We start from the raw sequence: 26,884 nt of genomic DNA, 5'->3' as shown, positions 1-26,884 counted from the left end.
CGCGACCACTGTTCCCCGCGGAGGCGAATCATCACCGCCGTCGTCAGGCGAGTCCGGGCCCGCGTACCGGAATGGAGGTGAACGTGGGCGCGGGCGCGGGGTCCTGGAAGAAGTCGTTGCCCTTGTCGTCGACGACGATGAACGCCGGGAAGTCCTCGACCTCGATCTTCCAGACGGCCTCCATCCCGAGCTCCTCGTACTCGACGACCTCGACCTTCTTGATGCAGTCCTGGGCGAGGCGCGCGGCCGGGCCGCCGATGGAGCCCAGGTAGAAGCCGCCGTGGGCGTCGCACGCGTCGGTGACCTGCTTGCTGCGGTTGCCCTTGGCCAGCATCACCTTGGAGCCGCCCGCCGCCTGGAACTGCTCCACGTAGGAGTCCATCCGGCCGGCCGTGGTCGGACCGAAGGAGCCGGACGCGTAGCCCTCGGGCGTCTTGGCCGGACCGGCGTAGTAGACCGGGTGGTCCTTCAGGTACTGCGGCATCTCCTCGCCCGCGTCCAGCCGCTCCTTGATCTTGGCGTGCGCGATGTCGCGGGCCACGACCAGCGGGCCGGTCAGGGACAGGCGGGTCTTCACCGGGTGCTTGGTGAGCTCGGCGAGGATCTGCTCCATCGGCTGGTTGAGGTCGATCTTCACGACGTCCGAGGACTCGTCGAGGTGCTCGTCCGTCGTCTCCGGCAGGAACCGCGCCGGGTCCGTCTCCAGCTGCTCCAGGAAGACGCCCTCGGCCGTGATCTTCGCGACGGCCTGGCGGTCGGCGGAGCAGGACACGGCGATGGCGACCGGGCAGGACGCGCCGTGCCGCGGAAGGCGCACCACGCGCACGTCGTGGCAGAAGTACTTGCCGCCGAACTGCGCGCCGATGCCGATCTTCTGCGTCAGCTCGAAGACCTTCTGCTCCAGCTCCTTGTCCCGGAAGCCGTGCCCGAGCTCGGAGCCCTCGGCCGGGATCTCGTCGAGGTAGTGCGCGGAGGCGTACTTGGCGGTCTTCAGCGCGTACTCGGCGGACGTACCGCCGACCACGATCGCCAGGTGGTAGGGCGGGCAGGCCGCCGTGCCCAGCGAACGGATCTTCTCCTCCAGGAACTTCATCATGGAGGACTCGTTCAGGACGGCCTTCGTCTCCTGGTACAGGAACGACTTGTTCGCCGAGCCGCCGCCCTTCGCCATGAAGAGGAACTTGTAGGCGCCGCCGTCCGCCGCGTACAGCTCGATCTGCGCGGGGAGGTTGGAGCCGGTGTTCTTCTCCTCCCACATGGTGAGCGGAGCCATCTGCGAGTAGCGCAGGTTGAGGTTCTTGTACGCGTCGTAGATGCCGCGGCTGAGGGCCTCCTCGTCGCGGCCGGCCGTCAGCACGTTCTGCCCGCGCTTGCCCATCACGATCGCCGTGCCCGTGTCCTGGCACATCGGCAGCACGCCCGCCGCCGCGATGTTCGCGTTCTTCAGCAGGTCCAGCGCCACGAACTTGTCGTTGCCCGACGCCTCGGGGTCGTCGATGATCCGGCGCAGCTGGGCGAGGTGGGCCGGGCGCAGGTAGTGCTGGATGTCGTGGATGGCCTCCTCGGCGAGCTTGCGCAGCGCCTCCGGCTCCACCTGGAGGAAGGTCCGCCCGTCCGGCCCCTCGACGGTGGAGACACCCTCGGAGGTCACCAGCCGGTACGGGGTGGTGTCCTCTCCCTGGGGGAGCAGATCGGTGTACGCGAACTCAGGCATCTCGCCCATTCCTCACTCGACAGACGGCGGCCCGCCTCCATTGGCGAGCGCCAACCAGCGTAGAACCTGCCGCTGACGGCGAGCTTGTGAGGTAAGGCTCAGTTCGTCACATCCGGCCGTGCCGCAGGGGGCGCCATCGGGGGGTGTCGCGATCTATCGTGTTTCGGTACGCTGCTGTCGTGGACCTTCAGAAGCCGGACCTTCAGCAGCAGAGCGCGCCGCCCGCCGTCTCCGATCTCCGCGCCTCCGACGCCGAGCGCGACCGCATCGCCGACATCCTGCACGACGCCCTGGCCGAAGGCCGCCTCACCGCCGACGAGCACGCCGAGCGCGTCGAGGGGGTGCTGCGCGCCAAGACGGTCGGCGAGCTGGAGGTCTTCATACGGGACCTGCCCGCGGCCCACCGCCAGGGCCCCGCCTCCTCCCCGGCTCCCGCCCCGCACCGCCCCACCGCCGGCGCCCTCCCGATCGACCCGGACGACAACGTGGTCGCGGTCTTCAGCGGTGCCGTCCGCAAGGGCCGCTGGCGGGCGGGCCGCCGTATCCACGCGTACGCGGTCTTCGGCAGTGTCGAGATAGACCTCAGCGAGGCCTTCTTCGACCACCAGCAGGTCGTCGTCAAGTCGTTCGCGATCTTCGGCAGCGTCGAGATCCGCGTCCCGGAGAACGTGTCGCTGCGCGGCACGGGGAGCGGCGTCCTCGGCAGCTTCGAGGTGGACACCCTCGACTCGGGCGACCCGCAGGCCCCCGTCGTCTACGTCGACGGCTGGGCCGTCCTGGGAAGCGTCGAGGCGCGGCCCAGGCGCGGCAAGGTCGTCGCGGACATCCTGGACCGAGTGCAGCGCAAGGTCGACAGGAGTTTGCGCAAACACCTGGGGCATTGACAGGCGCGAATCCCCCGAATCCGGCGGTTCGGAACTCAGTGCATAGGCGCGCGTACAGCGGGTAGGCCTTGCTGCATCGTCTCTCGCTCGCGAAGCCGTCGTCAGGAGTAGACCGTGCTGCAACCGCCGCATTCGTCCGTGCAGGTAGCTGCCGTTCCGGCCCCGCGGGTGCCAGCGCGAGACAGGGACCAGGACGCCCCGTGGCACACCGAGGCGGTGTGCCGTCGTGACGAGGCCGGCCTCTTCTTCGCCCCCTCCAAGGAGCCGACCGCCGCGAGACTGTCCCGGGAGGAGGCGGCGAAACGGGTCTGTGCCCGGTGTCCGGTGATGGTCGAGTGCCGCGAGCACGCCCTGCTCCAGCCCGAGCCCTACGGCGTCTGGGGCGGCCTCACCGCCGCGGAGCGCCGCGTGGTCCTGGCCCGGCGCCGCCGCCGCGAGATGGAGCTGAAGAAGGCGGCCCGCCCGGCGAACCAGATAGCGGCGGCAGGCTGACGGCCGAGCAAGAACAGGGCGTCCGGCGAGGGCGTCCCGGCAGTGCGTACAAGAACGGCGTACGAAAGGGGCGTCCCCACCGCACCGGGGACGCCCTTTCGCTGCGCCGTTCGTCCGCTCCTCGGGGCTACTTCCCCTTGTCGAAGTCGATCGCGCTGTAGGCCCGCAGCTTGCTCAGCCGGTGCTCGGAGGAGATCCGGCGGACCGTGCCCGACCGCGACCGCATCACGATCGAGTCGGTCGTGGCGTTCTCCGCCCGGTAGCGAACCCCCCGCAGCAGCTCGCCGTCGGTGATGCCGGTGGCCACGAAGAAGACGTTCTCGCCGGTGACGAGGTCCTCGGTCGTCAGCACCCGGTCGAGGTCGTGCCCCGCGTCGATCGCCCGCTGCCGCTCCTCGTCGTCCTTGGGCCACAGCTTGCCCTGGATCGTGCCGCCGAGGCACTTCACCGCGCAGGCCGAGATGATGCCCTCGGGCGTACCGCCGATGCCGAGCAGCAGATCGACGCCCGTGCCCTCGCGCAGCGCCAGGATCGAGCCGGCCACGTCGCCGTCGGAGATCAGCTTGATGCGGGCCCCGGTCTCCCGGATCTCCTTGATGATGCCCTCGTGCCGCGGGCGGTCCAGGATCACCACCGTCACGTCCTCCGGCGCGGACCGCTTCGCCTTGGCGACCCGCCGGATGTTCACCGACACCGGGGCGTTGATGTCGACGAAGTCGGCCGCCTCCGGACCGGTGACGAGCTTGTCCATGTAGAAGACGGCGGACGGGTCGAACATGGACCCGCGCTCGGCGGCGGCCAGCACCGCGATCGCGTTCGTCATGCCCTTCGCGGTCAGCGTCGTGCCGTCGATCGGATCGACGGCGATGTCGCACTCGGGCCCGGTCCCGTCGCCCACGCGCTCCCCGTTGAACAGCATGGGGGCTTCGTCCTTCTCGCCCTCGCCGATGACGACGACGCCGTTCATCGAGACGGTGGAGACGAGGGTGCGCATGGCGCGTACCGCGGCACCGTCGGCGCCGTTCTTGTCACCTCGCCCGACCCAGCGGCCCGCGGCCATCGCCGCCGCCTCGGTGACCCGGACCAGTTCCAGGGCGAGGTTGCGGTCGGGGGCCTCGGAGGGCACATCGAGTTCGGACGGCAAATGATGATGCTCGGTCATCGGAGCGCACCTTTCTGTACGACGACGGCCGGATGAGGGCTTTGTCGCTCGACTCTATCGCCGAGGCCGCAAAATGAGCAGGGGCCCCCACGGATGAGCGCGGCAGGGACCTGCGACGATAGGGGGCGTGGCAGGCAAGAACGGCAAGCAGAAGACGGCGCGGGACATGATCCTCTCCATGGGAGTCATCGTCCTGGTGGCGGGCTTCGTGTACCTCTTCATCCCGCACGACGACAGCGCGCCCGACGTCAAGGCCGTCGACTACCGGGTCGAGCTGCTCACGGCACGCCGCGCCGCCTCCTACCCGGTGGCCGCGCCCGAGGGGCTGCCCGGCACATGGAAGGCCACCTCCGTCCGCTTCCGGGGCGACGAGTTCGACGCCTGGCACCTCGGCTTCCACGATCCCGAGGGGGAGTACGTCGCGGTCGAGCAGTCCACTCAGCGGCGCCCCGTCTTCCTCGACGAGGCGACCCAGGGTGCGCGGGAGACCGGGAAGACCGAGAAGATCGCCGGCGAGACGTGGACCCGTTACGAGGGCGGCCGGTACGACGCGCTGGTCCTGGAGGGCACCAAGGGCTCGACGACGGTCGTGACGGGCACCGCCTCGTTCGCGCAGCTGACGAAGATGGCCGAGGCGCTGCGGACGAAGTGAACGCGCACGAGGAAGGCCCCCGGCGGATGCCGGGGGCCTTCCTCGTGTCTCGTGTCCGTCGCTCAGACGGTCGTGACGACCTGGTCGAAGCCCAGGCGCGGGGAGCGCGGGTGCCAGGCGTCCGGGCCCGGGCGGCCGATGTTGACGACCATCAGCGGGGTGTGGTCGTCGTCCAGGAACTCCTTGCGCACACCCTCGAAGTCGAAGCCCGTCATCGGTCCGGCGGCGAGGCCGGCGGCGCGGACGCCGACGATGAAGTACGCGGCCTGGAGGGCGGCGTTCAGCGCGGCGGCGTTCTCGCGGACCGGGCGCTCGGTGAAGAAGACGTCCTTGATCTGCGGCGCGGCCGGGAACAGGTGCGGGAGCTCCTCGTGGAACTCGTTGTCCGCGGAGAGGATCGCCACCAGCGGTGCGCTCGCGGTCTTGGGCCGGTTGCCCTCGGCCATGTGCGCCACCAGGCGCTCGCGGGCCTCGGGCGAGCGGACCAGGGTGATGCGCAACGGGGTCTGGTTGAAGGCGGTCGGACCGTACTTGACCAGGTCGTAGATCGCCTGCACCTGCTCATCGGTCACCGGCTCGTCGGTGAAGGTGTTGGCGCTGCGGGCCTCACGGAACAGAAGGTCCTGGGCTGCGGGGTCAAGAACGAGGGACATGAAGGCACTTTCTCGCGACGGTCGATCCGGGAAGACCGGCTGACGTCTTCGACCGTACGCGAATAAAGTTCAACGTTCAACCAATGTGGGGGTGTCATGGATCACGAACCGAACGCCCTGGTCACTCCGCGTCCTCGTCCTCCGCGGCCTCCTCCGCCAGCGCCGCGTCCAGCCGCGCCCGCGCCCCCTCCAGCCACCGCCGGCACACCTTGGCCAGCTCCTCGCCCCGCTCCCAGAGCGCGAGGGACTCCTCCAGCGTCGTACCGCCCGCCTCCAGGCGCCGGACGACCTCGATCAGCTCGTCCCGCGCCTGCTCGTACCCGAGCGCCTCGCTGGTGCCCGGTGTCTCGTCAACCTCGCTGGTCATCCACCCACCCTATGTGTCCACTCGTACGGAGAACTCACCCTCGGAGACCCGCGCGCGCAGGGCCTCCCCGCTCGTCACCTCGCCGGGGTCGCGGACCGCGTGCCCGTCCGCCCTCTGCAGCACGGCGTACCCGCGCTTCAGGGTCGCGGCGGGGGAGAGGGCCACCACACGCGCGTGCGTGTGCGACAGCTCCGAGTCGGCGCGGTCGAGCTGGTGCCGCAGACAGCGCCGGGCCCGGTCGAGCAGATCCGCCACCTGGTCGGCGCGCGCGTCGATCATCCGGTGCGGGTCCTGTATCGACGGCCGCGCCAGCGCGTGCGCCAGCCCCCGCTCCTCCCGGTCCACCAGTGCCGCCACGCACCGCCGCGCCCGGTCGCGCAGCAGCCGTACCCGCTCGTACTCCTCGCCGACGTCCGGCACCACCTTCTTGGCGGCGTCGGTCGGAGTGGAGGCGCGCAGGTCGGCGACGTGGTCCAGCAGCGGGTTGTCCGGTTCGTGCCCGATGGCGGACACCACGGGCGTACGGCACTGCCCGACCGTGCGGATCAGCTGCTCGTCGGAGAACGGCAGCAGGTCCTCCACGCTGCCGCCGCCCCGGGCGACGATGATCACGTCCACGTCGTCGAGCGCGTCGAGCTCCTTCACGGCCTGCACGACCTGCGGCACGGCGTGCACGCCCTGCACGGCGACGTTGCGCACCTCGAAGCGGACGGCGGGCCAGCGGTGCCGCGCGTTCTCCAGGACGTCCCGCTCGGCGGCCGAGGCCCGGCCGCAGACCAGCCCGATGAGCTGCGGCAGGAACGGCAACGGCTTCTTGCGCTCCGGCGCGAACAGCCCCTCCCGGGCAAGGGCCTTCTTCAGCTGCTCCAGGCGCGCGAGCAGCTCACCGACCCCGACGGGCCGTATCTCGGCGGCCCGCAGCGACAGCTGCCCGCGCGGGGCGTACCACTCGGGCTTGGCGAGGACGACGACCCGGGCGCCCTCGCTCACCACGTCCGCGACGGCGTCGAACACCTGCCGGTAGCAGGTGACGCTCACCGAGATGTCGTACGACGGGTCCCGCAGCGTCAGGAACACCACCCCCGCGCCCGGCCGCCGCGACAACTGTGTGATCTGCCCCTCGACCCACACCGCCCCGAGCCGGTCGATCCAGCCCCCGATCAGCCGCGACACCTCGCCGACGGGCAGCGGGGCTTCCGGAGTCGTGTTCACAGCCATGTCCGCGAGCGTAGTGGGCACCACCGACAACACCGCCCTCCTCCCCGCGCGGGGCCGTGCCGGTCTTCGCCGGAGCGTCACACGGACGGGATCTTCGAGCCGCCGGACGCGGCCTTACGATGGGACGCATGTCTGCTTCGCCTGGCCGCCGTGTCCTGCTCGCCGCCCCCCGTGGCTACTGCGCGGGTGTGGACCGCGCCGTGATCGCCGTCGAGAAAGCCCTGGAGCAGTACGGCGCTCCGGTGTACGTCCGGCACGAGATCGTCCACAACAAGTACGTCGTGCAGACCCTGGAGAAGAAGGGCGCGATCTTCGTCGAGCAGACGGAGGAAGTGCCCCCGGGGAACATCGTCATGTTCTCCGCGCACGGCGTGGCCCCCGTCGTCCACGAGGAGGCCGAGCGCGGCAAGCTCGCCACCATCGACGCCACCTGCCCCCTGGTCACCAAGGTCCACAAGGAAGCCGTCCGCTTCGCGAACGAGGACTACGACATCCTCCTGATCGGCCACGAGGGTCACGAGGAGGTCATCGGCACCTCCGGCGAGGCCCCCGACCACATCCAGCTGGTCGACGGGCCCGGCGACGTGGCGAAGGTCGAGGTCCGCGACCCCTCCAAGGTCGTCTGGCTCTCCCAGACCACGCTGTCCGTCGACGAGACCATGGAGACCGTCGACGCCCTGAAGGACAAGTTCCCGCAGCTCATCTCCCCGCCCAGCGACGACATCTGCTACGCCACGCAGAACCGCCAGCTGGCCGTGAAGCAGATGGGCGCCGAGTCGGAGCTGGTCATCGTGGTCGGCTCGCGCAACTCCTCCAACTCCAAGCGGCTCGTCGAGGTCGCCAAGATCGCGGGCGCGCGTGCGGCGTACCTCGTGGACTTCGCCGACGAGATCGACGAGGCCTGGCTGGAGGGCGTGACCACGGTCGGCGTCACCTCGGGCGCCTCCGTCCCGGAGGTCCTGGTCGAGCAGGTCCTGGAGTGGCTGTCGCAGCGCGGCTTCGAGGACGTCGAGATCGTCAAGGCGGCCGAGGAGTCCATCACGTTCTCCCTGCCCAAGGAGCTGCGCCGCGACCTGCGCGAGGAGGCGGCGTCGCTGGTCGCCGAGCGCGGTGGCGCCGGGACCGGTGAAGATTCCGCGAAGTGACCGGGTACGGGCCGGGCGGCGACCGCCGTCCGGCCTGTGACCGTCAGTCGTTCGTCGTAACGTAGGGCCATGCAGATCTTCGGAGTGGACATCGGCGGATCCGGGATCAAGGGTGCGCCGGTGGACCTGGACAAGGGCGACCTGGCGCAGGAGCGCCACAAGGTCCTCACCCCCCACCCGGCCACGCCCGACGCGGTGGCCGACGGCGTCAAGCAGGTCGTCGACCACTTCGGCTGGACGGGACCGGTCGGGGTCACCTTCCCCGGCGTCGTCACCGACGGAGCCACGATCCGTACGGCGGCGAACGTCGACGACAGCTGGATCGACACCGACGCCCGCGCGCTGCTCGGCGAGCGGCTGGGCGGACTGCCGGTGACGGTGGTCAACGACGCGGACGCCGCGGGAGTCGCCGAGATGCACTTCGGCGCCGGCCGCGACCGCCGGGGCACGGTGATCCTGCTGACCCTCGGCACCGGCATCGGCAGCGCGGTCTTCGTCGACGGCGTCCTCGTCCCCAACACCGAGCTGGGCCACCTGGAGCTCGACGGGCACGACGCGGAGAAGCGCGCCTCCAGCAAGGCCCGCGAGGACCACGACATGACGTGGGAGCACTGGGCGGCGCACCGCGTGAGCAAGTACCTCGCCCACGTCGAGATGCTGTTCTCGCCGGAGCTGTTCATCATCGGCGGCGGCGTCAGCCGCAAGGCCCACAAGTTCCTGCCCCACATCGAGGGCATCAAGGCCGAGATCGTCCCGGCGCAGCTCCAGAACAACGCGGGGATCGTGGGCGCGGCGATGCGGGCGGCCGGGCGCTGAGGCCTGGTCTGCCGGGTGTCACACCGGCGGCCGGGCCCCCGCCGTCCGCCGCCGGTGCACCAGCCTGATCCGCCGGACGATCACGATCAGCCCGGCGATCAGCGTCCCTCCGTACAGCCAGCCGGCCTGTGTGGCGAGCGCCGTAAGCAGGCCCATCAGCCTGCTGCCGGTCCCTCCCTCGGCCAGCGGCAGCAGCCCCACGGCGAACGCGATCGGCACCACGACCGGCGCGGTCATCAGGTCCCCCCGGCGCACCCACAGGGCGGTCAGCACGCACACCGGCAGGAACAGCACGCCGTACGCCGTCAGGGACGCCCCGAACAGCGCCGAGCAGAGCGCGCCCAGCAGGAACATCACCACCGCGCAGAACAGCCCGCTGCCCAGGCCGGTCAGCCGGGGGTTCGGCAGCCGGCCGGCGGTGAGTGCCGGTGCGGGCGCGGGCCGTCGTACCGGTGCCGGGCGGCGCTGCGGCCCGGGCGGCCGGGCCGTGCGCACGGGCTCGCCCCCCGCTCCCCGCCCCGCCTGGGACGGCACGGGTTGCCGGGGCGGCCCGGGAGGCCCGGGCCGGTCCCGTCGCGGTCCGTACTGTCGCGTTCCGTACTGGGGAGATCGCGTCCTGTGTTGCTCCACCGCACCAACTTAGGTCGTTCAATATGCCGAATGGCCCCCCAGACACGCCGTCGGCCGTGGCTTGGCCAAGCGTTCGACAGTCCGCCCGGGCGGTTCCGGACACGCCGTAGACTGGTGGATCGGCCGGTCCCCTGGCCTCCTGGCCCTCCACTCACGGGAAGTCGCAACGTGTCGCTCACGATCGGAATCGTCGGTCTGCCGAATGTCGGCAAGTCGACCCTGTTCAACGCCCTGACCAAGAACGACGTGCTGGCGGCCAACTACCCGTTCGCCACGATCGAGCCCAACGTCGGCGTCGTCGGCGTGCCCGACCCCCGGCTGACGAAACTGGCGGAGATCTTCTCCTCGCAGCGGGTCCTTCCGGCCACCGTCGACTTCGTCGACATCGCCGGCATCGTCCGCGGCGCTTCGGAGGGCGAGGGCCTGGGCAACAAGTTCCTCGCGAACATCCGCGAGTCGGACGCGATCTGCCAGGTCATCCGCGCCTTCAAGGACGAGAACGTCGTGCATGTGGACGGCAAGGTCTCGCCGAAGGACGACATCGAGACGATCAACACCGAGCTGATCCTCGCGGACCTGCAGACCATCGAGAAGGTCCTGCCGCGCCTCCAGAAGGAGTCGCGCATCAAGAAGGACATCGCGCCGAAGGTCAAGGCCGTCGAGGAGGCCAAGGAGATCCTGGAGAAGGGCGACACACTGTTCTCCGCGGGCATCGTCCAGGGCTCCGGCAACGAGGAGCTCCTGCACGACCTGCACCTGCTCACCACCAAGCCGTTCCTCTATGTCTTCAACGTCGACGAGGACGAGCTGACCGACGAGGACTTCAAGAACGAGCAGCGCGCGCTGGTCGCCCCCGCCGAGGCGATCTTCCTCAACGCCAAGCTGGAGGCGGACCTCGCCGAGCTCGACGAGGACGAGGCGCTGGAACTCCTCCAGTCCGTCGGCCAGGAGGAGCCGGGCCTGGCGACCCTGGCCCACGTCGGCTTCCGCACACTGGGCCTCCAGACCTACCTGACCGCCGGCCCCAAGGAATCCCGCGCCTGGACCATCAAGAAGGGCGCGACGGCCCCCGAGGCGGCCGGCGTCATCCACACCGACTTCCAGAAGGGCTTCATCAAGGCGGAGGTCATCTCCTTCGACGACCTGGTGGAGACGGGCTCGGTTGCGGAGGCCCGTGCGAAGGGGAAGGCGCGGATGGAGGGCAAGGAGTACGTCATGCAGGACGGGGATGTGGTGGAGTTCCGGTTCAACGTCTGATGGGACGTGGACAAACGGCCTGACCTGCGAGAAAGCAGGTCAGGCCGTTGTGTTGTCCGCGGCAACGCGCGGAACCTGAAGCGGCTACGTGTCGTAGACCGTGGAACGGTGTCCGACGTGTACGACCCACACCACCAGCTCCCCGTTGTCGATCGTGTAGACGACCCGGTAGTCGCCGACCCGCAGGCGGCGGCGCTCGGGCTGCGATACGAGTGCGGTGGTGTTGAAGCCGAAGGGGTCGCTCTCCAGCTCGGTCAGTTTGGCCAGGATGCGAAGCGCCATGTCGCGCGGGATCTTGCGCAGCTCCGCCTGGGCCTCGGGGCGGAAGACCGTGCGGTACTCACTCACTGCGCGCCAGCGTCTCCCTCATGACGTCCTCGATCGGGATGCCGGGTGCCGGATGGGCCATGCGCTCGTCGATGATCCGGTTGATCTCGCGCTCTTCCCATTCCTGGTACTTGCGCAGCACCTCGATGGAGACGACGGCGGCGACCTGCTTGCCGCGTCGGGTGATCACAGTGGGTACATCGTCCCGGTCGGCTCGCTCCACGACCTCGGCGAGGTGTGCCCGGACCTCGCGAATGGACTCTATGGGCAGTGGCTGCGTCATGCGCCCAAGGGTACCGAGTGTCCCATGTGTACACTACGGCTCATGGGTGCTCCGGGCGCCGGCCCTGGCGGACAACCCCGCGCTGCACCGGCTTCGCGCGCTCGTGCAGGTACCGGTGGGCGACCGCGATGCCCGCGGCGGCGGCGAGAGTCAGTAGGGCGAGGAGTAGTCGCCTTCCGGGGGGCGCGGCGGGTGCGGATGGCCGGGGGGCGGCCGGGGTGCCGGAGACGTCCCGGCTGATCCGCTGCCAGACGCGGTCCGGGGGTGCCGTCGGCAGGTCCACGAGCTGCGCGGTGCGGGCCGCCGCGACAACGCGGGTCAGCATGCGGAGCTCGTCGCGGCAGCGGTCGCACTGCTCGACGTGCCGCAGGGCCTCGGCGTCGGCGTCGGTCGGGGCGGCGTTGCGCAGCGCCAGTTCCACCAGGTGCGCGGACTCTACGTGGGCCACTTCGCCCTCCCGTTCCCCGCTGGGCGGGACTCGACGGGCTCCGCCGTGACGACGAGGTTGGACACGTAGCCGCCTCGCCCGGGGTCGTACGGAGGCGCACAGGTGATGAGGGTGAGGACGGGGGCGCCGCTCCGGCGGAACACCGAGGGCGGCAGGCCGTCCTTGGGCACGGTGACCCGCGAGACGACCCGGTAGTGCACCGGCCCGCCCCCCGCCCGGCGCACCTCGACGCGGTCTCCGCGCCGCACGTCGTACAGCGCCAGGAACTCACCGAGGTCACCGGACTCGGAGTCGACGTGCCCGACGAGCACGGCCGAACCCCGGGTACTGCCCGGCGCGGGGCCGTAGCGGTACCAGCCGGCCCGGGACGGGTCCCCGGGGACGGCCATGTCTCCCCGGTCCGTCACGCCCACCGGACCGACCTCGGCGTCGAGGCCGGCGCGGGGCACGAGCACGCGCCTGGGCGGTGGATCCTGCGCTGTGCCGGGCGCCGCCGCCGGGGCGGTCGCGCTCCGGCGTTCCGGCGGCGCCGCCGCGGGCGGGGGCGCGGCCGGCTGCGACGGCGTGGCCGGAAAACCGAGGACGGCTGCCAGAGCGGCAGCCGCCACCATCGGTCCCGTCAGCCGTCGCCTGCCGTCAGCCACGCCGGCGGGCGACCCGGCGGGTCACCAGCAGGCCCGCCACCGCGACCGCTCCGGCCCCGACGGCCCAGGCCGGCCCCAGGTCGGAGGAGTTCGGCGCGACGGCGGCACCGCTGCCGCCCGCGGGGACGCCCTTGGGTGAGGACTCCATGCCGCTGAACGTCTGGGTCGCCAGGGCCAGGTTCTTGTCCTCGGCGCTGCCCCAGGCGTAGACGACGTTGCTGGTGCCTTCGCCGAGCTTCAGGTCGGCCGGGCCTATGGCCACGGTGTCCGTGCCGGCGAGCACCACATCCGCGTTGATCGTGCCCGCGTCGACCTCGGCGGTGTCCTCCTTCGGGTTGGTCAGGTTGCTGAACACCGGCTGTCCGCCGGCCCGGACGTCGACGGCCGGCGCGGCCGCGACATGGCGGACCGTCAGGCGGGACTTGCCGGCCTCGACCTGGGAGACGTCGTTGGTGAAGGCCGTCAGCTCGGGATCGCCGCCGGCGGTGAGGTGGGCGGCGACCGTGGCGTTCGCGCCCTGAGGCACCTCGATCTTCTTCTCCAGGGCCGGAGTACCGCCGGGTCCCTGGCCCGCTTCGAAGATCTGGATGTCGTAGCTCCCGGCGTCGAGGGACAGCGGGTCCGTCACGGTGCCGGGCTTGAAGTCGCCGATCAGTTCATCGCCGTTGGCGTACACGTCCACGGTCATACCGGGGATGCCGTGGAAGACGGACACCATGGCCTTGTCCTGCTGCTGGGCGGCCAGGGCCGGCGCGGAGACGCCGAGGGCCAGGGCGCAGGCACCGGTCGAGGCGGCGATGGCGATGCGGGTGCGTGAAATCATGGGAATCATCCCTTCGAACGGAGTCTCCGTACGGTGCGGAGTCTCGGTCCTGTTTCAGGTGTGGGAGCCGCCTCGGATGCGCCGACGGCCGGCCCTAGAGGTCCGTTTCATGGACCGGGGGCTGCTCTATCGCCTGGCGGAGCCGGTGCAGGCCGCGTCGGGCGTGGCTCTTGACGGTCCCCAGGGGCATGCCGGTCCGCTCCGCGATCTGCGGCTGGGTCAGGTCCTCGTAGAAGGCCATGCACAGCACCTCCCGCTGCCGGCACGGCAGTTGCGCCAGGGCGTCGATGAGCAGCACCCGGTCCAGGACGCGGTCCGGTGCCGCCTCGTCGGGCCCGGTGGTGTCCGCGTCGCGGCCGGCCGAGTCGATGAGCGTCAGGCGCCTCGTCCGGGCCGCCAGCGCGTCGACGATCTTGCGGCGGGTGATGCCGACCAGCCAGGCGCCGAGCGGACCCCGCTCGGGACGGAATCCGGCCCGGCCGTGCCAGGCGCCGAGGAAGACCTGCTGGGTCACGTCCTCCGCCTCGTAGGTGTCGCCGAGCAGTCGGGTGGCCATGGTGTGGACGAGCGAGCCCCATCGCCGGTAGATCGCGGCGAACGCCTCCTCGTCGGCGGCGACGAGGCCACGGGCCAGTTCCTCCTCGTACCGCGTTTCCTCCGCGGGTGCGGCGGGGGCGGTGATGCGCGTGTTGGTGATCATGGCCTGGTTCCTCCTGCAGTGCGTCGTGCGGGGACGGAAGGCCGTCTGCCGAACCGCACCGGTCGCGCTGTGCCGAGCCGCGACCATGCGCTCGAAGCCAGTGTTCGGCGCACAAACGACGCATCTCAACGTGCGTCGTTTGTGCGTCGTACAGTCGGGGGTATGGGTGTACACGAACGGGACAGCCGGGGCCGCGGACCCGGGAGCGCGCCGGCCGGCACGGGACTGACCACCGGGGAGGTGGCCAGGCGCCTGGGGGTCGCCCCCACCACGGTCCGCACCTGGGACCGGCGCTACGGCCTCGGACCCGACGCGCACACGGGCGGCCGGCACCGGCGGTGGACCCCCGTGGACGTGGCCCGGCTGGAGCGGATGTGCGCCCTGACGGCCACCGGGATACCGCCCGCCGAGGCGGCGCGCACGGTGCTCGACGAAGCGACGCAGCAGCAGGCCCCGCCCGCTCGGGCCGCCTCGGCAACCCCGACTCTCCCGGTGGCGGCGGGAGAGGAGGCCCCGGCCCGGAGGGACGCGGGTGTGGCACCGCGACCGTCCGTCCGCGCCCGCAGCCGGGCGGGCAGCGGACTGCGCCTCGGGGACGTGCGTCAGGAGTGCAAGGGCATCGCCCGTGCCGCGCTGCGCCTCGACGCCTCCGCGCTCGACGAGCTGCTGGAGACCGCGATCGCCGAGCACGGCCTGGTCGCCGCCTGGACCGAGGTGATCATGCCGACCCTCCAGGCGGTCGGCCGCAAGTGGGAGAGCTCCGGCGAGAAGTACGTCGAGGTCGAGCACTTCCTGTCCTGGCACGTCTCCGGCGCGCTGCGGCGCGCCGCCCCGCCCACGGCCGCCGACCGCCCGGGCGCCACCGTCGTGCTCGCCTGCGTGCCGGGGGAGAACCACACGCTGCCCCTGGAGGTGCTGGCCGCCGCGCTCGCCGAACGCGGCCTGCCGGTGCGCATGTTCGGCGGCGCCCTGCCCGTGGAGTCCCTCGTCACGGCCGTCCGCAGAACCGGGCCGGCCGCGGTGGCGCTGTGGGCGCAGTCCCGGACGACCGCGAGCCGCCCGCTGGCCCAGCACGTGGCCGCGATGGAGTGGGGCGTGCGGGGCGCCCGCCGCAAGCCGGTCGTCCTGACGATCGGGCCCGGCTGGAGCGGCCGGACCGTTCCCGGCCTGCCGCGCCCCACGGGGCTGGCCGAGGCCGTCGCGGTCCTGGAGACGGTCGTCTCGCGCCAGGGGGCCGTATCTCCATAGGGGGTGCTGCATCCGAACCAGGGCACCCGCCGGAAGCGGTGAACGGACAGCACACGACGGACGGGGAACAGCCGACCGGTGGCCGGGAGCGGAGTGCGGAGATGAGCGGCGCGTGGTGGGCCCGGTGAGCCGGGAACCTCTCGGCACGTCGGACGTGGTGGTCGTCGGGGGCGGTGCCGCCGGCCTCAGCCTCGCGTACCGGCTGGTCGAGACCGGCGCCGCGACCGTGACCGTGGTCGAACCGCCGGACGGTCCCGCGCGTCCCGCGGAGCGCACCTGGTGCTACTGGGACCAGGGCGACGGCGACTTCGAGGAGGCGGTCACCGCCACCTGGCCCCTGCTGCGGGTGCACGGCCCGGACGGCGACCCGCTCACCGTCGATCCGGCCCCCGCGCGCTACCGCATGGTGCGCTCCGCGGCCTTCGAACGACTCGTGCACGCCCGGCTGGCGCGCGCGCCCGGCGGGCGGCTGCTGCGCGCGACGGCCCACACGGTGCGCGACGTCCCCGGAGGCGCGGAGGTCCGCTGCACGGCACAGGACGGCCGGACCCTGACCCTGCGCTCGCGCTACGTGTTCGACTCGCGGCCCCTGCGCGCCCTGCCACCCGCCCGGACGCAGCTGCTCCAGCACTTCCGCGGCTGGTTCGTGCGCACCCGCGGCGACCGCTTCGACCCGGCGGTCGCCGACCTCATGGACTTCCGGGTGCCCCAGCCGCGGCACGGGCTCGCGTTCGGCTACGTCCTGCCGCTGGCCCCGGACCGGGCGCTCGTCGAGTACACCGAGTTCTCCCGCACCCCGCTGACCACCGGGGCCTATGAGGCGGCGCTCGGGCACTACGCCCGCGAGGTGCTGCGCCTGGACGAGTTCGGCGTGGAGAGCGCCGAACAGGGAGTCATCCCCATGACCGACGCCCGCTTCCCCCGGCGGGCCGGGTCGGCCGTCTTCCGCATCGGCACGGCGGGCGGCGCTACCCGCCCCGCCACCGGCTACACCTTCGCCGCGGTCCAGCGGCACAGCCGGGCCATCGCAGCCGCCCTGCACGACGGCCGCGCCACCGTGCCCGCACCGCACGGGAGGCGGGCGCTCGCCATGGACGCGGTGCTGCTGCGGGCCCTGGACACCGGGCGGATCGACGGCCCCGCGTTCTTCACCGGCCTGTTCCGCGGGACGCCCGCGCCGCGCCTGCTGCGCTTCCTCGACGGGGCCACCTCGTTCCGGGAGGAGTGGGGCATCGGACTGCGCACCCCGGTGGGCCCGATGCTCCGCACCGCGCTCGAAGTGCCCTTCCTCCCCCGCCGCACCCACCCCGCCCCAGGAACCGGAGAGAGCCACCGATGACCCTGCTGCGCGACCACGACCTGGCACGCGCCTTCGACCACGCGTCCCGCACCTACGACCGCCTCACCGGCCTCAACCCCGGATACCGCGCCGACCTGCTGCGCTCGGCCCGCCGGCTGAAGCTCCCCGGGGACGGGGCCGGTCTGCACCTGCTCGATCTCGGCTGCGGCACCGGCGCCTCCACCCGGGCCCTGCTGCGGGCCGCGCCCCGGGCGAGGATCACCGCCGTGGACGCCTCCGCGGGCATGCTGCGCCGGGCGCTGGCCAAACCGTGGCCCGACGGTGTGCGGTTCCTGCACCTGAGCGCGGAGGAACTCCACGCGGCCGGCGAAGGGCCCTTCGACGCGGTCTTCGCCGCCTACCTGTTCCGCAACGTCTCCGACCCGGACGGCGTGCTCGGCACGGTGCGCGGACTGCTGCGGCCGGGCGGGAGGCTCGCCGTCCACGAGTACAGCCTCACCGGCTCGCCCGCGCACCGGGCGCTGTGGACGGCCGTGTGCCAGGGGGTGATCATCCCGGCGGGCACGCTCACCGGAGACCGGGCCCTGTACCGGCACCTGTGGCACAGCGTCCTCGACTTCGACACCGCTGCCGCCTTCGCCGGGCGGCTGACGCGCGCCGGATTCACGGGCGCGCGGGCCCTGCCCCTCGCCGGATGGCAGACCGGCATCACGCACACGTTCGTCGCCGCGGCGGGAAAGGCCGACCGATGAGCCGCCCGGCGAGCACCCGTCAGGCCGCCCGCCGCGGCCGGGACCGCAAGGCCGAGGTCCTCATGCCCGTGCCCGGCCGGGACCGGTTCACGCGCGAGGACGCACCGTCCGTCGCCGTGGTGGGCGGCGGCATCGCCGGTCTCGCCGCCGCCACCGGACTGGCCGAGCGCGGCGCCCGGGTGACCCTCTACGAACGCGAGGAGTCCCTGGGCGGCCGCCTCGCCGGCCGGCGCACCCGGCTGGCCGACGGCTCCGAGGTGACCATGAGCCGCGGCTTCCACGCCTTCTTCCGCCAGTACTACAACCTGCGCGGCCTGCTGCGGCGCACCGACCCCTCCCTGGCCCGCCTCACCCCGCTGCCCGACTACCCCCTGCGGCACAGCGGCGGCCTGACCGACAGTTTCGCCCGAGTCCCGCGCACCCCGCCCCTCAGCGCCCTCGGCTTCGTCGCCCTCAGCCCCACCTTCGGCCTGCGCGACCTCGCCGCCCTGGACGCCCGGGCGGCGCTGCCGCTGATGGACGTGCGCGTGCCCGACGTGTACGCGCGCTTCGACCGGGTCGGCGCGACCGACTTCCTGGAGCGCGTCCGCTTCCCGGAGGCCGCTCACCACCTGGCGTTCGAGGTGTTCTCCCGCAGCTTCTTCGCCGACCCGCGCGAACTCTCCGCCGCCGAGCTGCTGCTGATGTTCCACATCTACTTCCTCGGCTCCTCGGAGGGGCTGCTCTTCGACGTGCCCGACGAGCCCTTCCCGCAGGCCCTGTGGGAGCCGCTCGCCGACTACCTCCGGCGCCTCGGCGTGACCGTCCGCACCGGCACCCCCGTCCACGGCGTGGAGCCCGATGCCGCCGGGGGAGCCGAGGTGCGCACCGGCACCGGCACCGGGCAGCACGACGCGGTGGTGCTCGCCCTCGACACCGCGGGACTGCGCCGGGTCGTCGCCGACTCGCCCCGCCTCGGCACCGCCCCCTGGCGCGAGGACATCGCCGCCCTGCGCACCGCCCCGCCGTTCCTCGTCTCCCGGCTCTGGCTCGACCGGCCGGTCCGCGCCGACCGCCCCGGCTTCCTCGGCACCAGCGGCTACGACGGCCTCGACAACATCAGCGTTCTGGAACGCTACGAGGGCGAGGCCGCCCGCTGGGCCGCGCACCACGGGGGTTCCGTCGTCGAACTGCACGCCTACGCCGTCGACCCCGGCGCGGACCGGCAGACCGTGCAGGACGAACTGCTCGGGCAGCTGCGGCGCGTGTACCCGGAGACCCGTCGGGCGCGCCTCGTCGACGCCCGGCACGAGTGGCGCTCGGACTGCCCGCTCTTCCCGGTCGGCACCCACCACCGGCGTCCCACCGTACGGACCCCGCACCCGTGGCTGACGCTGGCCGGCGACGGACTGCGCTGCGACCTGCCCGTGGCCCTGATGGAACGCGCCGCCACCACCGGTTTCCTGGCCTCCAACGCCCTGCTCGCCCGGTGGGGCGTCCGCGGCCAGGTGCTGTGGACCGTGCCACGGGCGGGCCGCTCCCGGGTGCTGCGGGCACTCGGGGCGCTCGCGGAGCGTCCTGTGCGCCGGTGAAGGGCCGCCGGACGGGCCCGGGCCGCTCAGCGCAGGCCCGTCCGGCGGGGTCGTGTCAGCCGGGGAACCGCCCGGTGCTGCGCAACTCCCAGCGCCTCTCGGCGTAGGCCAGGTCGTCGCGCCACAGGCGCCCGGCCGTACCCCGCATCAGGGGGCGCAGCACGGGGGCGGCGGCCCGGGCCAGGGCGAAGCCGCGCCGGTCCGAAGCGGCGACGACCGCCTCGGTCACGGCCGTCCGCGGCCGGTCCGCGTCCGCGGCGGTCAGCGGCGTGGCATGGGTCTCCACCACGGACGTGGCGCCCTCGCCCTCGGTGATGCGCATGAGGACGGTGCGCGGCTCCGGCGCGGTGAACTCGGCCCGTACGGGCACCACCAGACGGCCCGCCACCCGGAAGGACACGTCGACGACGAAGGCGTCGTCCTCGTCACCCCCCTCGTCGCCCTGCGGCTCCCTCACGACCGTCAGGTCGACGAAGGAGTACGGGTGGAACCACGATCCGTGCCACGGGTCGAGCCGGTTGGCCACCACGTCCTGCGGCTCGCACCGCCCGACCGCCGTGAACACCGCGTCCACCCCGCTGCCCGGTGCCGGACGGGCCGGAACCACGGGCCGCTCCGAGGGCTCCTCACCCCCGACGGCGTCCAGCCGCACCCACACCAGCACCCCGTCGTCGTGCACGGGGTACGGCTGCCAGCCGGCGAACGCGGCACCGTCCAGGGCCAGTCCGTGCCAGTGGCAGACCAGCGTGCCGCACACCACCCGGCTGTCCCGCAGCGGAGCACCCAGGTGCGGGCAGGCACCGGGGCCGGCCCGCAGATCGCCCGACTCCGAGCGCCACAGCACCACCTCGACGCCGCCGACGGTCCTGCCGCAGGGGCGGCCGGGGCGCACGGCCCGCGAGGCGCCGACGACGAACCAGTTGCCCGAGGGCCGGGCGGACGCCCGCTTGAGCGTGTCGGCGATCAGCGCCGGGCGGGCCGCGCGCCAGGTCGGCGTCTGCTCCGCCCAGCCGGGGCCGCGGCGCCGCCGCAGCGGTGAGGTCCAGCGCGCCTTGTCCGCTCGGTCAGTCACGAGCCGGTCCTTTCCGTTCCAGCGCGGCGGGCCGCGCCGCGGGCGCCGCGCGCCACCGCGCGCCGGCCACCTTCAGGACACCGGCCGCGGCGGTGGCCGCCCGTCGGCGGCGGGACACCACCGCCCGGCGGTGCAGCACGGTGTAGTCGTGCCGCGCGATAGCGTCGAGGATGCCGCCGTACAGCGTGAACGCGGTGCGGATGCACGGGCGTACCCGCGGGTCGAGCATCGCGATGCCCGGTTCCGCATCCCGGTACACGTCCCTGGTCAGGGCCTCGGCCGCGACGAGCGCCGCCCGGATGCGCGGATCGCTGCGGCCGCTGCTCCTGCTCCACTCCAGCAGCGGCCGGTCCACGCCGTGGGCGGCGAGCAGGTCGGCCGGCAGGTAGACCCGACCGCGGTCCAGGTCCTCACCCACGTCCCGCAGGAAGTTGGTCAGCTGGAACGCCACCCCGAGGGCCGCCGCGTGCGGCGCCGCCTCCTCGCGCGGGACGACCGTGCCGAGCACGGGCAGCATCTGAAGGCCGATCACCGCGGCCGAGCCGTGCATGTAGGCCCGCAGATCGGCATAGGTCGGGTAGTCCGTGACGGTCAGGTCGGCGCGCATCGACGCGAGGAAATCGGCGAACAGGTCCACCTCGATGCCGTAGCGGCCGGCGGTGTCGGCCACGGCCCGCACCACCGGCTCGGTCCCGCCGCGGCCCCGCAGCCCGTGCGCGAGATCGCCCTCCAGCCGCTTCAGCAGCAGGTCCCGCTCGTCGGGCGCCAGCCGCCGGTCCAGGTCGTCGACGATGTCGTCGGCCCAGCGGGCGAAGCCGTACAGCGCGTGCACCGCGGAACGGCGTTCCAGCGGCAGCAGCCGTGTGGCCAGGAAGTAGGTCCGGCCGTGCCGGGCGTTGAGCTGCCGGCACCGGCCGTAGGCGCTGCGCAGACCAGGGTCGGTGATCCCGGCGGCGTCCAGTTCACGACGGGTCATGGGCACCTGCTCCGGTCGGGGCGGACGGGCGGTGGTCGGGGGACCGGCCCGCCCGGGTCACCCGGGTGCGGCCCCCGGTGACGCGGGCGGCGGCGAGTTTCCCGCTGATGAGCACGGTCGGTACGCCGACCCCGGGCGTGGTCCCGCAGCCCGCGAGCACCACGTTGTCCAGCCCGCGCACGAGGTTGCGCGGCCGGAACGGCCCGGTCTGGGCGAAGGTGTGGGACACGGAGAAGGGACTGCCGGCCGCGTGGCCCTGGGCCGTCCAGTCGAGCGGGGTCACCAGCAGTTCCTCCTCGACGCTGTCCGCGAACCCGTCCAGGCCGCGGCGTTCCAGCTCGGCGACCAGGCTGTCGCGGTAGCGCGGGCCCAGGTCCCGCCAGGCGGCGGCGGAGGGGCCGACGGCCGTGTTGGGGCAGGGCGCCAGGACGTAGTGGAGGTGCCGGCCCGGTGGCGCCAGGGAGGCATCGTGCGTGGTCGGACGGGTGATCAGCAGCGACGGGTCGCTCATCAGCGTCCCCGTCCGGGTCAGTTCGTCGAAGGTGCGCTCCCACGCCGCGCCGAAGGACAGCGTGTGGTGGGCGAGGTGGGGCCAGGTGCGGTCGGTCCCCGCGTGCAGGACCACCGCGGACGGCGAGTGCCGCAGCCGTACCGGACGCCGGGGTGCCCGGCCCAGCAGCCGGTGCGCGGCGGGCAGTTCGCAGCTCAGCACCACCGCGTCGCACGGGATGCGCTCACCCGAGGCGAGCCGGACCGCCCGCACCCGGCCCGCCGAGCGCTCCAGCGCGCTCACCTCGGCCGACCACCGCAGCTCGGCACCGGCACCGGCCGCCACGTCCGCCATCGCCCGGGGCAGCGCGTGCATGCCGCCCTTGGGGAACCAGACACCGGCCACCGTGTCCATGTAGGCGATCACCGCGTAGGCCGCGAGCGCCCGGGCCGGGGCCACCCCGGCGTACAGGGCCTGGAAGGAGAAGACCCGGCGCAGACGGGCGTCGGACAGGAAGCGGCCGATCCTGCCGTCGAGACGCCCGAAGCCGCCGAGCGCCGCCAGCCGAGCCAGGTCCGGGTGCGCCAGCTGGAACGGCGAGTCGAAGTTCGTGTCGATGAAACGGCGCATCTGCGCCCGGTACAGCCGCTCCAGCCACTCCCGCAGCATGCGGTAGCCCGCCGCCTCCGCCGGTCCGGCGAAGCGCCGCACCTCCGCCTCCATGGCGTCGCCGTCGGTGTGCACGTCGAGCGAGGTCCCGTCCGCGAAACCGGCCCGGTAGGCCGGGTGCAGGGGCATCAGCTCGACGTGCCGCCCGAGGCTCTCGCCGACCGCCGCGAACGCCTCGTCGGCCAGGTGCGGCATCGTCAGCACGGTCGGCCCCGTGTCCACCAGATAGCCGCCGAGCCGTGCCCGCCCGGCCCTTCCGCCCGGGCCGGCGTCCCGTTCGACGAGCGTCACCCGGCGGCCGGCGCCCAGCAGATGCAGGGCGCACGCCAGCCCGGACAGGCCGGCGCCCACCACGACGACATGGTCCGTCGGTCCCGTCACCGTCCTCATACGAGCTCCTCCGCGTGGTGCGGGGCGAGCCCCGAGGCCCGCTCGACCAGGGCGGCGAACTCCCGCCGCACACCCGGGGCGGCGCCGGTCGCCCCGAAATGCCGCAGCCCGGTGGCCGCCAGATCCGCAATCCTGGCCTCCACCTCGGCCCGGGCGCCCGTCCGCTCCAGCGCCGCCCGCATCCGGTCGACGGTGGGCCCCGGCCGGGCCTCGGCGTCCGGCGCGAGCACGGCGGCGGCGTCCCGGTCACCGGTGGCCTCCGCGAGCCGGACGGCGGCGGCGAGGAGCGGGGTGAGCTTGCGGGAACGCAGATCCTCGTCGGCCGGTTTGCCGGTCAGCGCCGGGTCGCCGAAGGCCCCGAGGAGGTCGTCGCGCAGCTGGAAGGCCAGCCCCGCGCACCGGCCGGCGGCCCGCAGCGCGCCCACGGTGCGGGCGTCCGCGCCGGCCAGGGCCGCGCCCAGCGCCAGGGGCCGCGCGACCGTGTACCGGGCGCTCTTCAGGACGGCGATGGTCAGCGCCTCCTCGGCGCCGGACGAGCCGCTCGCCTGCGCGCGCAGGTCGCGGTACTGGCCGGCGACCATCTCGGTGCGCATGGCCCGCCACTCCTCGTGCAGCCGCGGGCCGTGCGGCGAGGCGAGCGCCGTCTCCGTCAGCAGGTCGTCCGCCCACGCCAGCGCCAGGTCGCCCGCGAGCACGGCGGCCGACGTCCCGAACGACTCGGTGGACCCGCCGGCCGGGCCGGCCGGGTGGTCCCTGGCGAAGTCCACGTGCATCGCGGTGGCACCCCGGCGCAGCGGTGACCCGTCCATCACGTCGTCGTGGATGAGGGCGCAGGCCTGGAGCAGTTCGAGGGCCGCGCCCGTGCGCAGGACCGCTCCCGCGTCGCCCGAGCCGCCCGCGGCCCGCCAGCCGCACCACACGAACGCCGTCCGCAGCCGCTTCCCGCCCCGCCGGACGAACGCGGCGACGCGCTCGGCCATCTCGCGGGCGAATACCCCGTCGGTGTCGCGGGAGTTCCGCAGCCGGTCCTCCAGCACCCGTCCGAGAACCGCCTCCATGGCGCGCGTGGCCCCGGAAGCGGTGAGCGGGGCGTGGTTCGTGTCCACCCCGCCGGCCACCGTCGGCCGCGGTCCAAGCATGCCCAACCCCTTCTCCGTTCCGGTCATTCGCACCTCTGTGCTTCCGCCGGAAGTGGTGTTCCGGATGCGTCGGGTGCCCGATTCTCAGTCGCGGCCACGGGCCTGCCGGAAGCGGGCCAGGCCCTCGCCGAGATCGAGGAGCGGTGCCGGATAGCGGAGCCCGGCCCGCTCGTCCGCCGGCAGCCGCCAGGGCTCGTGCACCGCGGCTCCGCCGACCTCCGCCAGTTCGGGCACCCAACGGCGTACGTACGTGCCGTCCGGGTCGTGGCGCTTGCCCTGGAGGACGGGGTTGAGGACCCGGTGGGGGCGGGTGTCGGTGCCGGTGCCGGCGACCCACTGCCAGTTCAGCTGGTTGTTGACGAGGTCGCCGTCCACCAGGTACCGCAGGAAGTGCCTGGCGCCGATCCGCCAGTCCACGTACAGCGTCTTGGTCAGGAAGCTCGCCACCAGCAGCCGGGCCCGGTTGTGCATCCAGCCCTCGTGGCGCAGCTGGCGCATGCCCGCGTCGACCACCGGGTAGCCGGTGCGGCCCTCACGCCACGCGGCGATGTCCTCGGCGGCCTCCTCCTCGCCGCGCCACCGGTCGCCCCGGGTGCGGTAGTCCCGGACGGACGCATCGGGCCGGGCCGCGAGGACCTGGTGGTGGAAGTCGCGCCAGCACAGCTGACGGACGAACGCCTCCGCCCCGGGACCGCCCTTCTCCCGGGCGCGCCGGACGACGTCCACCGGCGAGAGCGCCCCGAAGTGGAGGTACGGCGACAGGCGTGAGGTCGCGTCACCGGCCAGGTCGTCGTGCCGTTCCTCGTACCGGGGCAGGCCGGTGTCCGCCCACCGGGCGAACCGGTCGCGCCCCGCGCTCTCCCCGCCGGCCGGCAGATCCGGCGACACGTCCGCCACCCCCGCGCGGGAGGGCGGCTCCTCGCCGCGCACCGCGTCGGGGACCCGCACCGCACGCGGCGCCGGCAGGAGGTCGCGCAGCGGCTCCTTGGACCAGCGGCGCATGTACGGGGTGAACACGGCGAAGTGGTCCGAGCCGACCGGTGTCACCTTCCCCGGTGCCACGGCGGTGACCACGCTGTCGTGCACCCGCAGCGCGACCCCGCCGGCGCTCAGTTCCGCGCGCAGCCGCTCCTCCCGGCGGTGGGCGTAGCCGGTGACCCCCGCGGCCATGTGCACCTCCGTGGCGCCGCACTCGGCGGCGACCGCCCGGACCTCCCGGGCGACCGGCCCGGTGCGCACGACCAGCCGTCCGCCGCGCCGGCGCAGCGAGGAGTCGAGGTCGGCCAGGCAGTCGGCGAGGAAGGCGACGCGGTTGGGCACGTCGAACCCGGCGGCGTGGACGGCGGGGTCGCGGACGAACAGGGGCACGACCTCGTCCGCCGCGTTCAGCGCGGCGCGCAGGGGCGGATGGTCGTGCAGGCGCAGGTCCGAGGTGAACAGGACGACCGCGACGGTCATGGTGTCACTCCTGGTGCGGTGGTGCGGGTTCCGTGCGTAGCTCCCGGACACTTCGCCGCTTGCGGGCCCGCCGGATGCGCGAGGCGCGGCGTCCGCCGGTGCCCTCGGACGCGGCCCGCGCGATGTTGCGCGCCATGCCGCCGAACACGACGGAGTGGAACGGGGCGACGCTCCACCAGTAGGCGTGGCCGAGCAGGCCCCGCGGATGGAACAGGGCCCGCTGCCGGTAGCGGGTGCGGCCCTGCTCGTCGGTCTCGGCGTACATCTCCAGCCAGGCGAGGCCGGGCAGCCGCATCTCGGCCCGCAGCCGCAGCAGATGACCGGGTTCGATCTCCTCGACCCGCCAGAAGTCCAGCGAGTCGCCGACCCTGAGCCGCTCGGTGTCCCGCCGTCCGCGGCGCAGCCCGACCCCGCCCGCGAACCGGTCCAGCCAGCCGCGGACCGCCCAGGCCAGCGGGGAGGAGTACCAGCCGTTGTCGCCGCCGATTCCCTCGACGACCCGCCACAGCGCCGCCCGGGACGCCTCGACCGGCCGCTGCCGTTCGTCCTGGTAGAGGCTGCCGCCCGCCCAGTCCGGGTCGGTGGGCAGCGGGTCGCTGGGCGCCCCGGGCACCGACGCGGACGACCAGCGCGTGGAGACCTGCGCCTCGCGCACCCTGCGCAGCGCCAGGGCCAGCGCCTCGTCGAACGGCAGCGGCCGGCCCGGGGTGTCCGGCACGTACCGGGTGATGTCGTGCTCGCCGCAGACGACCTCGTGCCGCAGCGACTCGGTCAGCGGCCGGGCGAGGGAGGCGGGCACGGGGGTGACGAGTCCCACCCAGTGGCTGGACAGCCGCGGGGTGAGGACCGGCACCGGCACGATGAACCGCCGCGGCAGTCCGGCGACGGCGGCGTAGCGCAGCATCATGTCCCGGTAGGTGAGGACGTCCGGCCCGCCGATGTCGAAGGCCCGGTCGACGTCGTCCGGCATGGTGGCCGACCCGACGAGGTAGCGCAGCACGTCCCGCACCCCGATGGGCTGGGTGCGGGTGTGCACCCAGCTGGGAGTGACCATGACGGGCAGCCGCTCGGTGAGGTAGCGCAGCATCTCGAACGACGCCGAGCCCGAGCCGATGACGACGGCGGCCCGCAGCACCGTCGCGGGCACGGGCGAGTCGAGGAAGATCTTCCCCACCTCGGCCCGGGACCGCAGGTGCGGGGAGAGCGACTCCTCGGGGACGTCGCGGGGCGTGAGCCCGCCGAGGTAGACGATCCGCCGTACGCCGGCGGCCCGGGCCTGCTCGGCGAAGGTCCGGGCGGCGGCACGGTCGGTGTCCTCGAACCGGGAGCCGGAGCCGAGGGCGTGCACCAGGTAGTAGGCGACGTCGACCCCGCGCATCGCCGAGGCGAGCGACTCCGGGTCGGTGACGTCCCCCCGGACCGTCTCGGCGTGAGACGCCCAGGGGTGGTCGCGGAGTTTGCCGGGGGAGCGGGCCAGGCACCGGACGCTGTGGCCCTCCTGGAGCAGTTCCGGCACCAGGCGCCCGCCGATGTATCCGGACGCCCCGGTGACCAGGCAGTGCAGCCGCCGCCGGTCCGTCGCCATGGTCGTGCCTCCGTCCTCC

Annotated in this window: 28 protein-coding genes; 10 read left to right on the top strand and 18 right to left on the bottom strand. The window is 73.3% G+C overall.

The genetic code is table 11. From position 1 onward, the window contains the following. Window positions 1–43 precede the first annotated feature (43 nt). Window positions 44–1,714 carry a fumarate hydratase gene (locus tag OO68_RS25135; RefSeq protein ID WP_033311601.1) on the bottom strand — a complete coding sequence of 557 codons (1,671 nt, stop codon included), beginning with the start codon at window positions 1,712–1,714 and terminating at the stop codon, window positions 44–46. Window positions 1,715–1,893: 179 nt separating this feature from the next. On the opposite strand from OO68_RS25135, the gene OO68_RS25130 reads away from it, so the two are divergent. Both OO68_RS25130 and OO68_RS25125 read left to right on the top strand, forming a co-directional pair. Then, window positions 1,894–2,598, top strand: a complete 705-nt coding sequence (locus OO68_RS25130; protein WP_033311183.1) for a DUF1707 SHOCT-like domain-containing protein — start codon at window positions 1,894–1,896, stop codon at window positions 2,596–2,598. A 114-nt stretch (window positions 2,599–2,712) separates the two neighbouring features. Next, a complete protein-coding gene (locus OO68_RS25125; RefSeq protein WP_078625439.1) occupies window positions 2,713–3,090 on the top strand; it encodes a WhiB family transcriptional regulator in 378 nt (125 codons plus the stop codon). Between the two features lie 127 nt (window positions 3,091–3,217). On the opposite strand, the gene glpX is transcribed toward OO68_RS25125, so the two are convergent. Next, on the bottom strand, window positions 3,218–4,252 hold the full coding sequence (glpX, locus tag OO68_RS25120; RefSeq protein ID WP_033311180.1) for a class II fructose-bisphosphatase: 1,035 nt from the start codon (window positions 4,250–4,252) through the stop codon (window positions 3,218–3,220). Between the two features lie 127 nt (window positions 4,253–4,379). On the opposite strand from glpX, the gene OO68_RS25115 reads away from it, so the two are divergent. Beyond that, window positions 4,380–4,904: a DUF4245 domain-containing protein gene (locus OO68_RS25115; protein ID WP_033311179.1), complete on the top strand. Its 525-nt coding sequence runs from the start codon at window positions 4,380–4,382 to the stop codon at window positions 4,902–4,904. 62 nt (window positions 4,905–4,966) lie between these two features. Here the strand turns inward: OO68_RS25115 and OO68_RS25110 are convergent, their stop codons facing one another. The 3 genes from OO68_RS25110 to xseA all read right to left on the bottom strand — a co-directional run bounded on the left by OO68_RS25110 (window position 4,967) and on the right by xseA (window position 7,142). After that, a complete protein-coding gene (locus OO68_RS25110; protein ID WP_033311178.1) occupies window positions 4,967–5,557 on the bottom strand; it encodes a malonic semialdehyde reductase in 591 nt (196 codons plus the stop codon). 121 nt (window positions 5,558–5,678) lie between these two features. Next, window positions 5,679–5,924: an exodeoxyribonuclease VII small subunit gene (locus OO68_RS25105; protein ID WP_033311177.1), complete on the bottom strand. Its 246-nt coding sequence runs from the start codon at window positions 5,922–5,924 to the stop codon at window positions 5,679–5,681. A gap of 9 nt (window positions 5,925–5,933) precedes the next feature. Beyond that, window positions 5,934–7,142, bottom strand: coding sequence for an exodeoxyribonuclease VII large subunit (xseA, locus tag OO68_RS25100; protein WP_033311600.1), 1,209 nt, complete (start codon window positions 7,140–7,142; stop codon window positions 5,934–5,936). A 119-nt stretch (window positions 7,143–7,261) separates the two neighbouring features. Here xseA and OO68_RS25095 point away from each other — a divergent pair, with 119 nt between their 5' ends. After that, the gene (locus tag OO68_RS25095) at window positions 7,262–8,287 is read left to right on the top strand and encodes a 4-hydroxy-3-methylbut-2-enyl diphosphate reductase (RefSeq protein WP_063739335.1); all 1,026 of its coding nucleotides are present in this window, start codon (window positions 7,262–7,264) and stop codon (window positions 8,285–8,287) included. Window positions 8,288–8,356: 69 nt separating this feature from the next. Then, a complete protein-coding gene (gene ppgK / locus OO68_RS25090) occupies window positions 8,357–9,103 on the top strand; it encodes a polyphosphate--glucose phosphotransferase (protein ID WP_033311176.1) in 747 nt (248 codons plus the stop codon). A gap of 18 nt (window positions 9,104–9,121) precedes the next feature. Here the strand turns inward: ppgK and OO68_RS25085 are convergent, their stop codons facing one another. After that, a complete protein-coding gene (locus OO68_RS25085; protein WP_033311175.1) occupies window positions 9,122–9,733 on the bottom strand; it encodes a DUF6542 domain-containing protein in 612 nt (203 codons plus the stop codon). A 168-nt stretch (window positions 9,734–9,901) separates the two neighbouring features. Here OO68_RS25085 and ychF point away from each other — a divergent pair, with 168 nt between their 5' ends. Further along, on the top strand, window positions 9,902–10,990 hold the full coding sequence (gene ychF, locus OO68_RS25080; RefSeq protein ID WP_030842729.1) for a redox-regulated ATPase YchF: 1,089 nt from the start codon (window positions 9,902–9,904) through the stop codon (window positions 10,988–10,990). Window positions 10,991–11,074: 84 nt separating this feature from the next. Here ychF and OO68_RS25075 read toward each other — a convergent pair whose 3' ends face one another. The 6 genes from OO68_RS25075 to OO68_RS25050 all read right to left on the bottom strand — a co-directional run bounded on the left by OO68_RS25075 (window position 11,075) and on the right by OO68_RS25050 (window position 14,215). Continuing rightward, entirely contained in the window at window positions 11,075–11,338 is a 264-nt protein-coding gene (locus tag OO68_RS25075) for a type II toxin-antitoxin system RelE family toxin (protein WP_033311173.1), read from the bottom strand. After that, window positions 11,331–11,600 carry a type II toxin-antitoxin system Phd/YefM family antitoxin gene (locus OO68_RS25070; protein WP_033311172.1) on the bottom strand — a complete coding sequence of 90 codons (270 nt, stop codon included), beginning with the start codon at window positions 11,598–11,600 and terminating at the stop codon, window positions 11,331–11,333. The genes OO68_RS25075 and OO68_RS25070 overlap by 8 nt, the downstream gene beginning before the upstream one ends. 40 nt (window positions 11,601–11,640) lie before the next feature. After that, entirely contained in the window at window positions 11,641–12,048 is a 408-nt protein-coding gene (locus OO68_RS25065; RefSeq protein WP_051814797.1) for a hypothetical protein, read from the bottom strand. Continuing rightward, window positions 12,036–12,497: a class F sortase gene (locus OO68_RS44350; RefSeq protein ID WP_245237138.1), complete on the bottom strand. Its 462-nt coding sequence runs from the start codon at window positions 12,495–12,497 to the stop codon at window positions 12,036–12,038. The genes OO68_RS25065 and OO68_RS44350 overlap by 13 nt, the downstream gene beginning before the upstream one ends. A 187-nt stretch (window positions 12,498–12,684) precedes the next feature. Next, complete coding sequence (locus OO68_RS25055) at window positions 12,685–13,515, bottom strand: DUF4397 domain-containing protein (RefSeq protein WP_033311171.1); 831 nt, start codon at window positions 13,513–13,515, stop codon at window positions 12,685–12,687. Between the two features lie 94 nt (window positions 13,516–13,609). Then, complete coding sequence (locus OO68_RS25050; RefSeq protein ID WP_033311166.1) at window positions 13,610–14,215, bottom strand: sigma-70 family RNA polymerase sigma factor; 606 nt, start codon at window positions 14,213–14,215, stop codon at window positions 13,610–13,612. A 162-nt stretch (window positions 14,216–14,377) separates the two neighbouring features. Between OO68_RS25050 and OO68_RS25045 the strand changes: the two genes are divergently transcribed. The 4 genes from OO68_RS25045 to OO68_RS25030 all read left to right on the top strand — a co-directional run bounded on the left by OO68_RS25045 (window position 14,378) and on the right by OO68_RS25030 (window position 19,086). Next, entirely contained in the window at window positions 14,378–15,463 is a 1,086-nt protein-coding gene (locus OO68_RS25045) for a MerR family transcriptional regulator (protein ID WP_033311164.1), read from the top strand. A gap of 124 nt (window positions 15,464–15,587) precedes the next feature. After that, on the top strand, window positions 15,588–16,802 hold the full coding sequence (locus OO68_RS25040; protein ID WP_033311591.1) for a lycopene cyclase family protein: 1,215 nt from the start codon (window positions 15,588–15,590) through the stop codon (window positions 16,800–16,802). Then, window positions 16,799–17,515, top strand: a complete 717-nt coding sequence (locus OO68_RS25035; RefSeq protein ID WP_033311162.1) for a class I SAM-dependent methyltransferase — start codon at window positions 16,799–16,801, stop codon at window positions 17,513–17,515. Before OO68_RS25040 ends, OO68_RS25035 begins: the two co-directional genes overlap by 4 nt. Continuing rightward, window positions 17,512–19,086, top strand: a complete 1,575-nt coding sequence (locus tag OO68_RS25030) for an FAD-dependent oxidoreductase (RefSeq protein ID WP_033311160.1) — start codon at window positions 17,512–17,514, stop codon at window positions 19,084–19,086. Before OO68_RS25035 ends, OO68_RS25030 begins: the two co-directional genes overlap by 4 nt. 55 nt (window positions 19,087–19,141) lie before the next feature. Here OO68_RS25030 and OO68_RS25025 read toward each other — a convergent pair whose 3' ends face one another. The 6 genes from OO68_RS25025 to OO68_RS25000 form a co-directional block, all read right to left on the bottom strand. Continuing rightward, window positions 19,142–20,158, bottom strand: coding sequence for a Rieske (2Fe-2S) protein (locus OO68_RS25025; RefSeq protein WP_033311159.1), 1,017 nt, complete (start codon window positions 20,156–20,158; stop codon window positions 19,142–19,144). After that, complete coding sequence (locus OO68_RS25020; RefSeq protein ID WP_033311157.1) at window positions 20,151–21,134, bottom strand: phytoene/squalene synthase family protein; 984 nt, start codon at window positions 21,132–21,134, stop codon at window positions 20,151–20,153. The genes OO68_RS25025 and OO68_RS25020 overlap by 8 nt, the downstream gene beginning before the upstream one ends. Continuing rightward, on the bottom strand, window positions 21,121–22,683 hold the full coding sequence (locus OO68_RS25015; protein WP_033311156.1) for a phytoene desaturase: 1,563 nt from the start codon (window positions 22,681–22,683) through the stop codon (window positions 21,121–21,123). Before OO68_RS25015 ends, OO68_RS25020 begins: the two co-directional genes overlap by 14 nt. Then, window positions 22,680–23,822 (bottom strand): polyprenyl synthetase family protein, encoded by a 1,143-nt coding sequence (locus OO68_RS25010; protein ID WP_033311154.1) that lies wholly within the window; start codon window positions 23,820–23,822, stop codon window positions 22,680–22,682. The genes OO68_RS25015 and OO68_RS25010 overlap by 4 nt, the downstream gene beginning before the upstream one ends. An 84-nt stretch (window positions 23,823–23,906) precedes the next feature. Beyond that, window positions 23,907–25,280, bottom strand: coding sequence for a cryptochrome/photolyase family protein (locus OO68_RS25005; RefSeq protein ID WP_033311153.1), 1,374 nt, complete (start codon window positions 25,278–25,280; stop codon window positions 23,907–23,909). A gap of 4 nt (window positions 25,281–25,284) precedes the next feature. Next, window positions 25,285–26,865, bottom strand: coding sequence for an SDR family oxidoreductase (locus tag OO68_RS25000; RefSeq protein ID WP_033311151.1), 1,581 nt, complete (start codon window positions 26,863–26,865; stop codon window positions 25,285–25,287). Window positions 26,866–26,884 lie beyond the last annotated feature (19 nt).

The sequence above is a fragment of the Streptomyces iakyrus genome (assembly GCF_000717055.1).
Lineage (GTDB): Bacteria > Actinomycetota > Actinomycetes > Streptomycetales > Streptomycetaceae > Streptomyces > Streptomyces iakyrus.
This window is presented reverse-complemented; position numbering and strand designations above follow the sequence as displayed.

Coding starts and splice junctions, on each gene's coding strand:
- OO68_RS25135 (WP_033311601.1), bottom strand. CDS start 1,714: ATGCCTGAGTTCGCGTACACCGATCTGCTCCCCCAGGGAGAGGACACC.
- glpX (WP_033311180.1), bottom strand. CDS start 4,252: ATGACCGAGCATCATCATTTGCCGTCCGAACTCGATGTGCCCTCCGAG.
- OO68_RS25110 (WP_033311178.1), bottom strand. CDS start 5,557: ATGTCCCTCGTTCTTGACCCCGCAGCCCAGGACCTTCTGTTCCGTGAG.
- OO68_RS25105 (WP_033311177.1), bottom strand. CDS start 5,924: ATGACCAGCGAGGTTGACGAGACACCGGGCACCAGCGAGGCGCTCGGG.
- xseA (WP_033311600.1), bottom strand. CDS start 7,142: ATGGCTGTGAACACGACTCCGGAAGCCCCGCTGCCCGTCGGCGAGGTG.
- OO68_RS25095 (WP_063739335.1), top strand. CDS start 7,262: ATGGGACGCATGTCTGCTTCGCCTGGCCGCCGTGTCCTGCTCGCCGCC.
- ppgK (WP_033311176.1), top strand. CDS start 8,357: ATGCAGATCTTCGGAGTGGACATCGGCGGATCCGGGATCAAGGGTGCG.
- OO68_RS25070 (WP_033311172.1), bottom strand. CDS start 11,600: ATGACGCAGCCACTGCCCATAGAGTCCATTCGCGAGGTCCGGGCACAC.
- OO68_RS25055 (WP_033311171.1), bottom strand. CDS start 13,515: ATGATTTCACGCACCCGCATCGCCATCGCCGCCTCGACCGGTGCCTGC.
- OO68_RS25050 (WP_033311166.1), bottom strand. CDS start 14,215: ATGATCACCAACACGCGCATCACCGCCCCCGCCGCACCCGCGGAGGAA.
- OO68_RS25045 (WP_033311164.1), top strand. CDS start 14,378: ATGGGTGTACACGAACGGGACAGCCGGGGCCGCGGACCCGGGAGCGCG.
- OO68_RS25035 (WP_033311162.1), top strand. CDS start 16,799: ATGACCCTGCTGCGCGACCACGACCTGGCACGCGCCTTCGACCACGCG.
- OO68_RS25030 (WP_033311160.1), top strand. CDS start 17,512: ATGAGCCGCCCGGCGAGCACCCGTCAGGCCGCCCGCCGCGGCCGGGAC.
- OO68_RS25020 (WP_033311157.1), bottom strand. CDS start 21,134: ATGACCCGTCGTGAACTGGACGCCGCCGGGATCACCGACCCTGGTCTG.
- OO68_RS25015 (WP_033311156.1), bottom strand. CDS start 22,683: ATGAGGACGGTGACGGGACCGACGGACCATGTCGTCGTGGTGGGCGCC.
- OO68_RS25010 (WP_033311154.1), bottom strand. CDS start 23,822: ATGCTTGGACCGCGGCCGACGGTGGCCGGCGGGGTGGACACGAACCAC.
- OO68_RS25005 (WP_033311153.1), bottom strand. CDS start 25,280: ATGACCGTCGCGGTCGTCCTGTTCACCTCGGACCTGCGCCTGCACGAC.
- OO68_RS25000 (WP_033311151.1), bottom strand. CDS start 26,865: ATGGCGACGGACCGGCGGCGGCTGCACTGCCTGGTCACCGGGGCGTCC.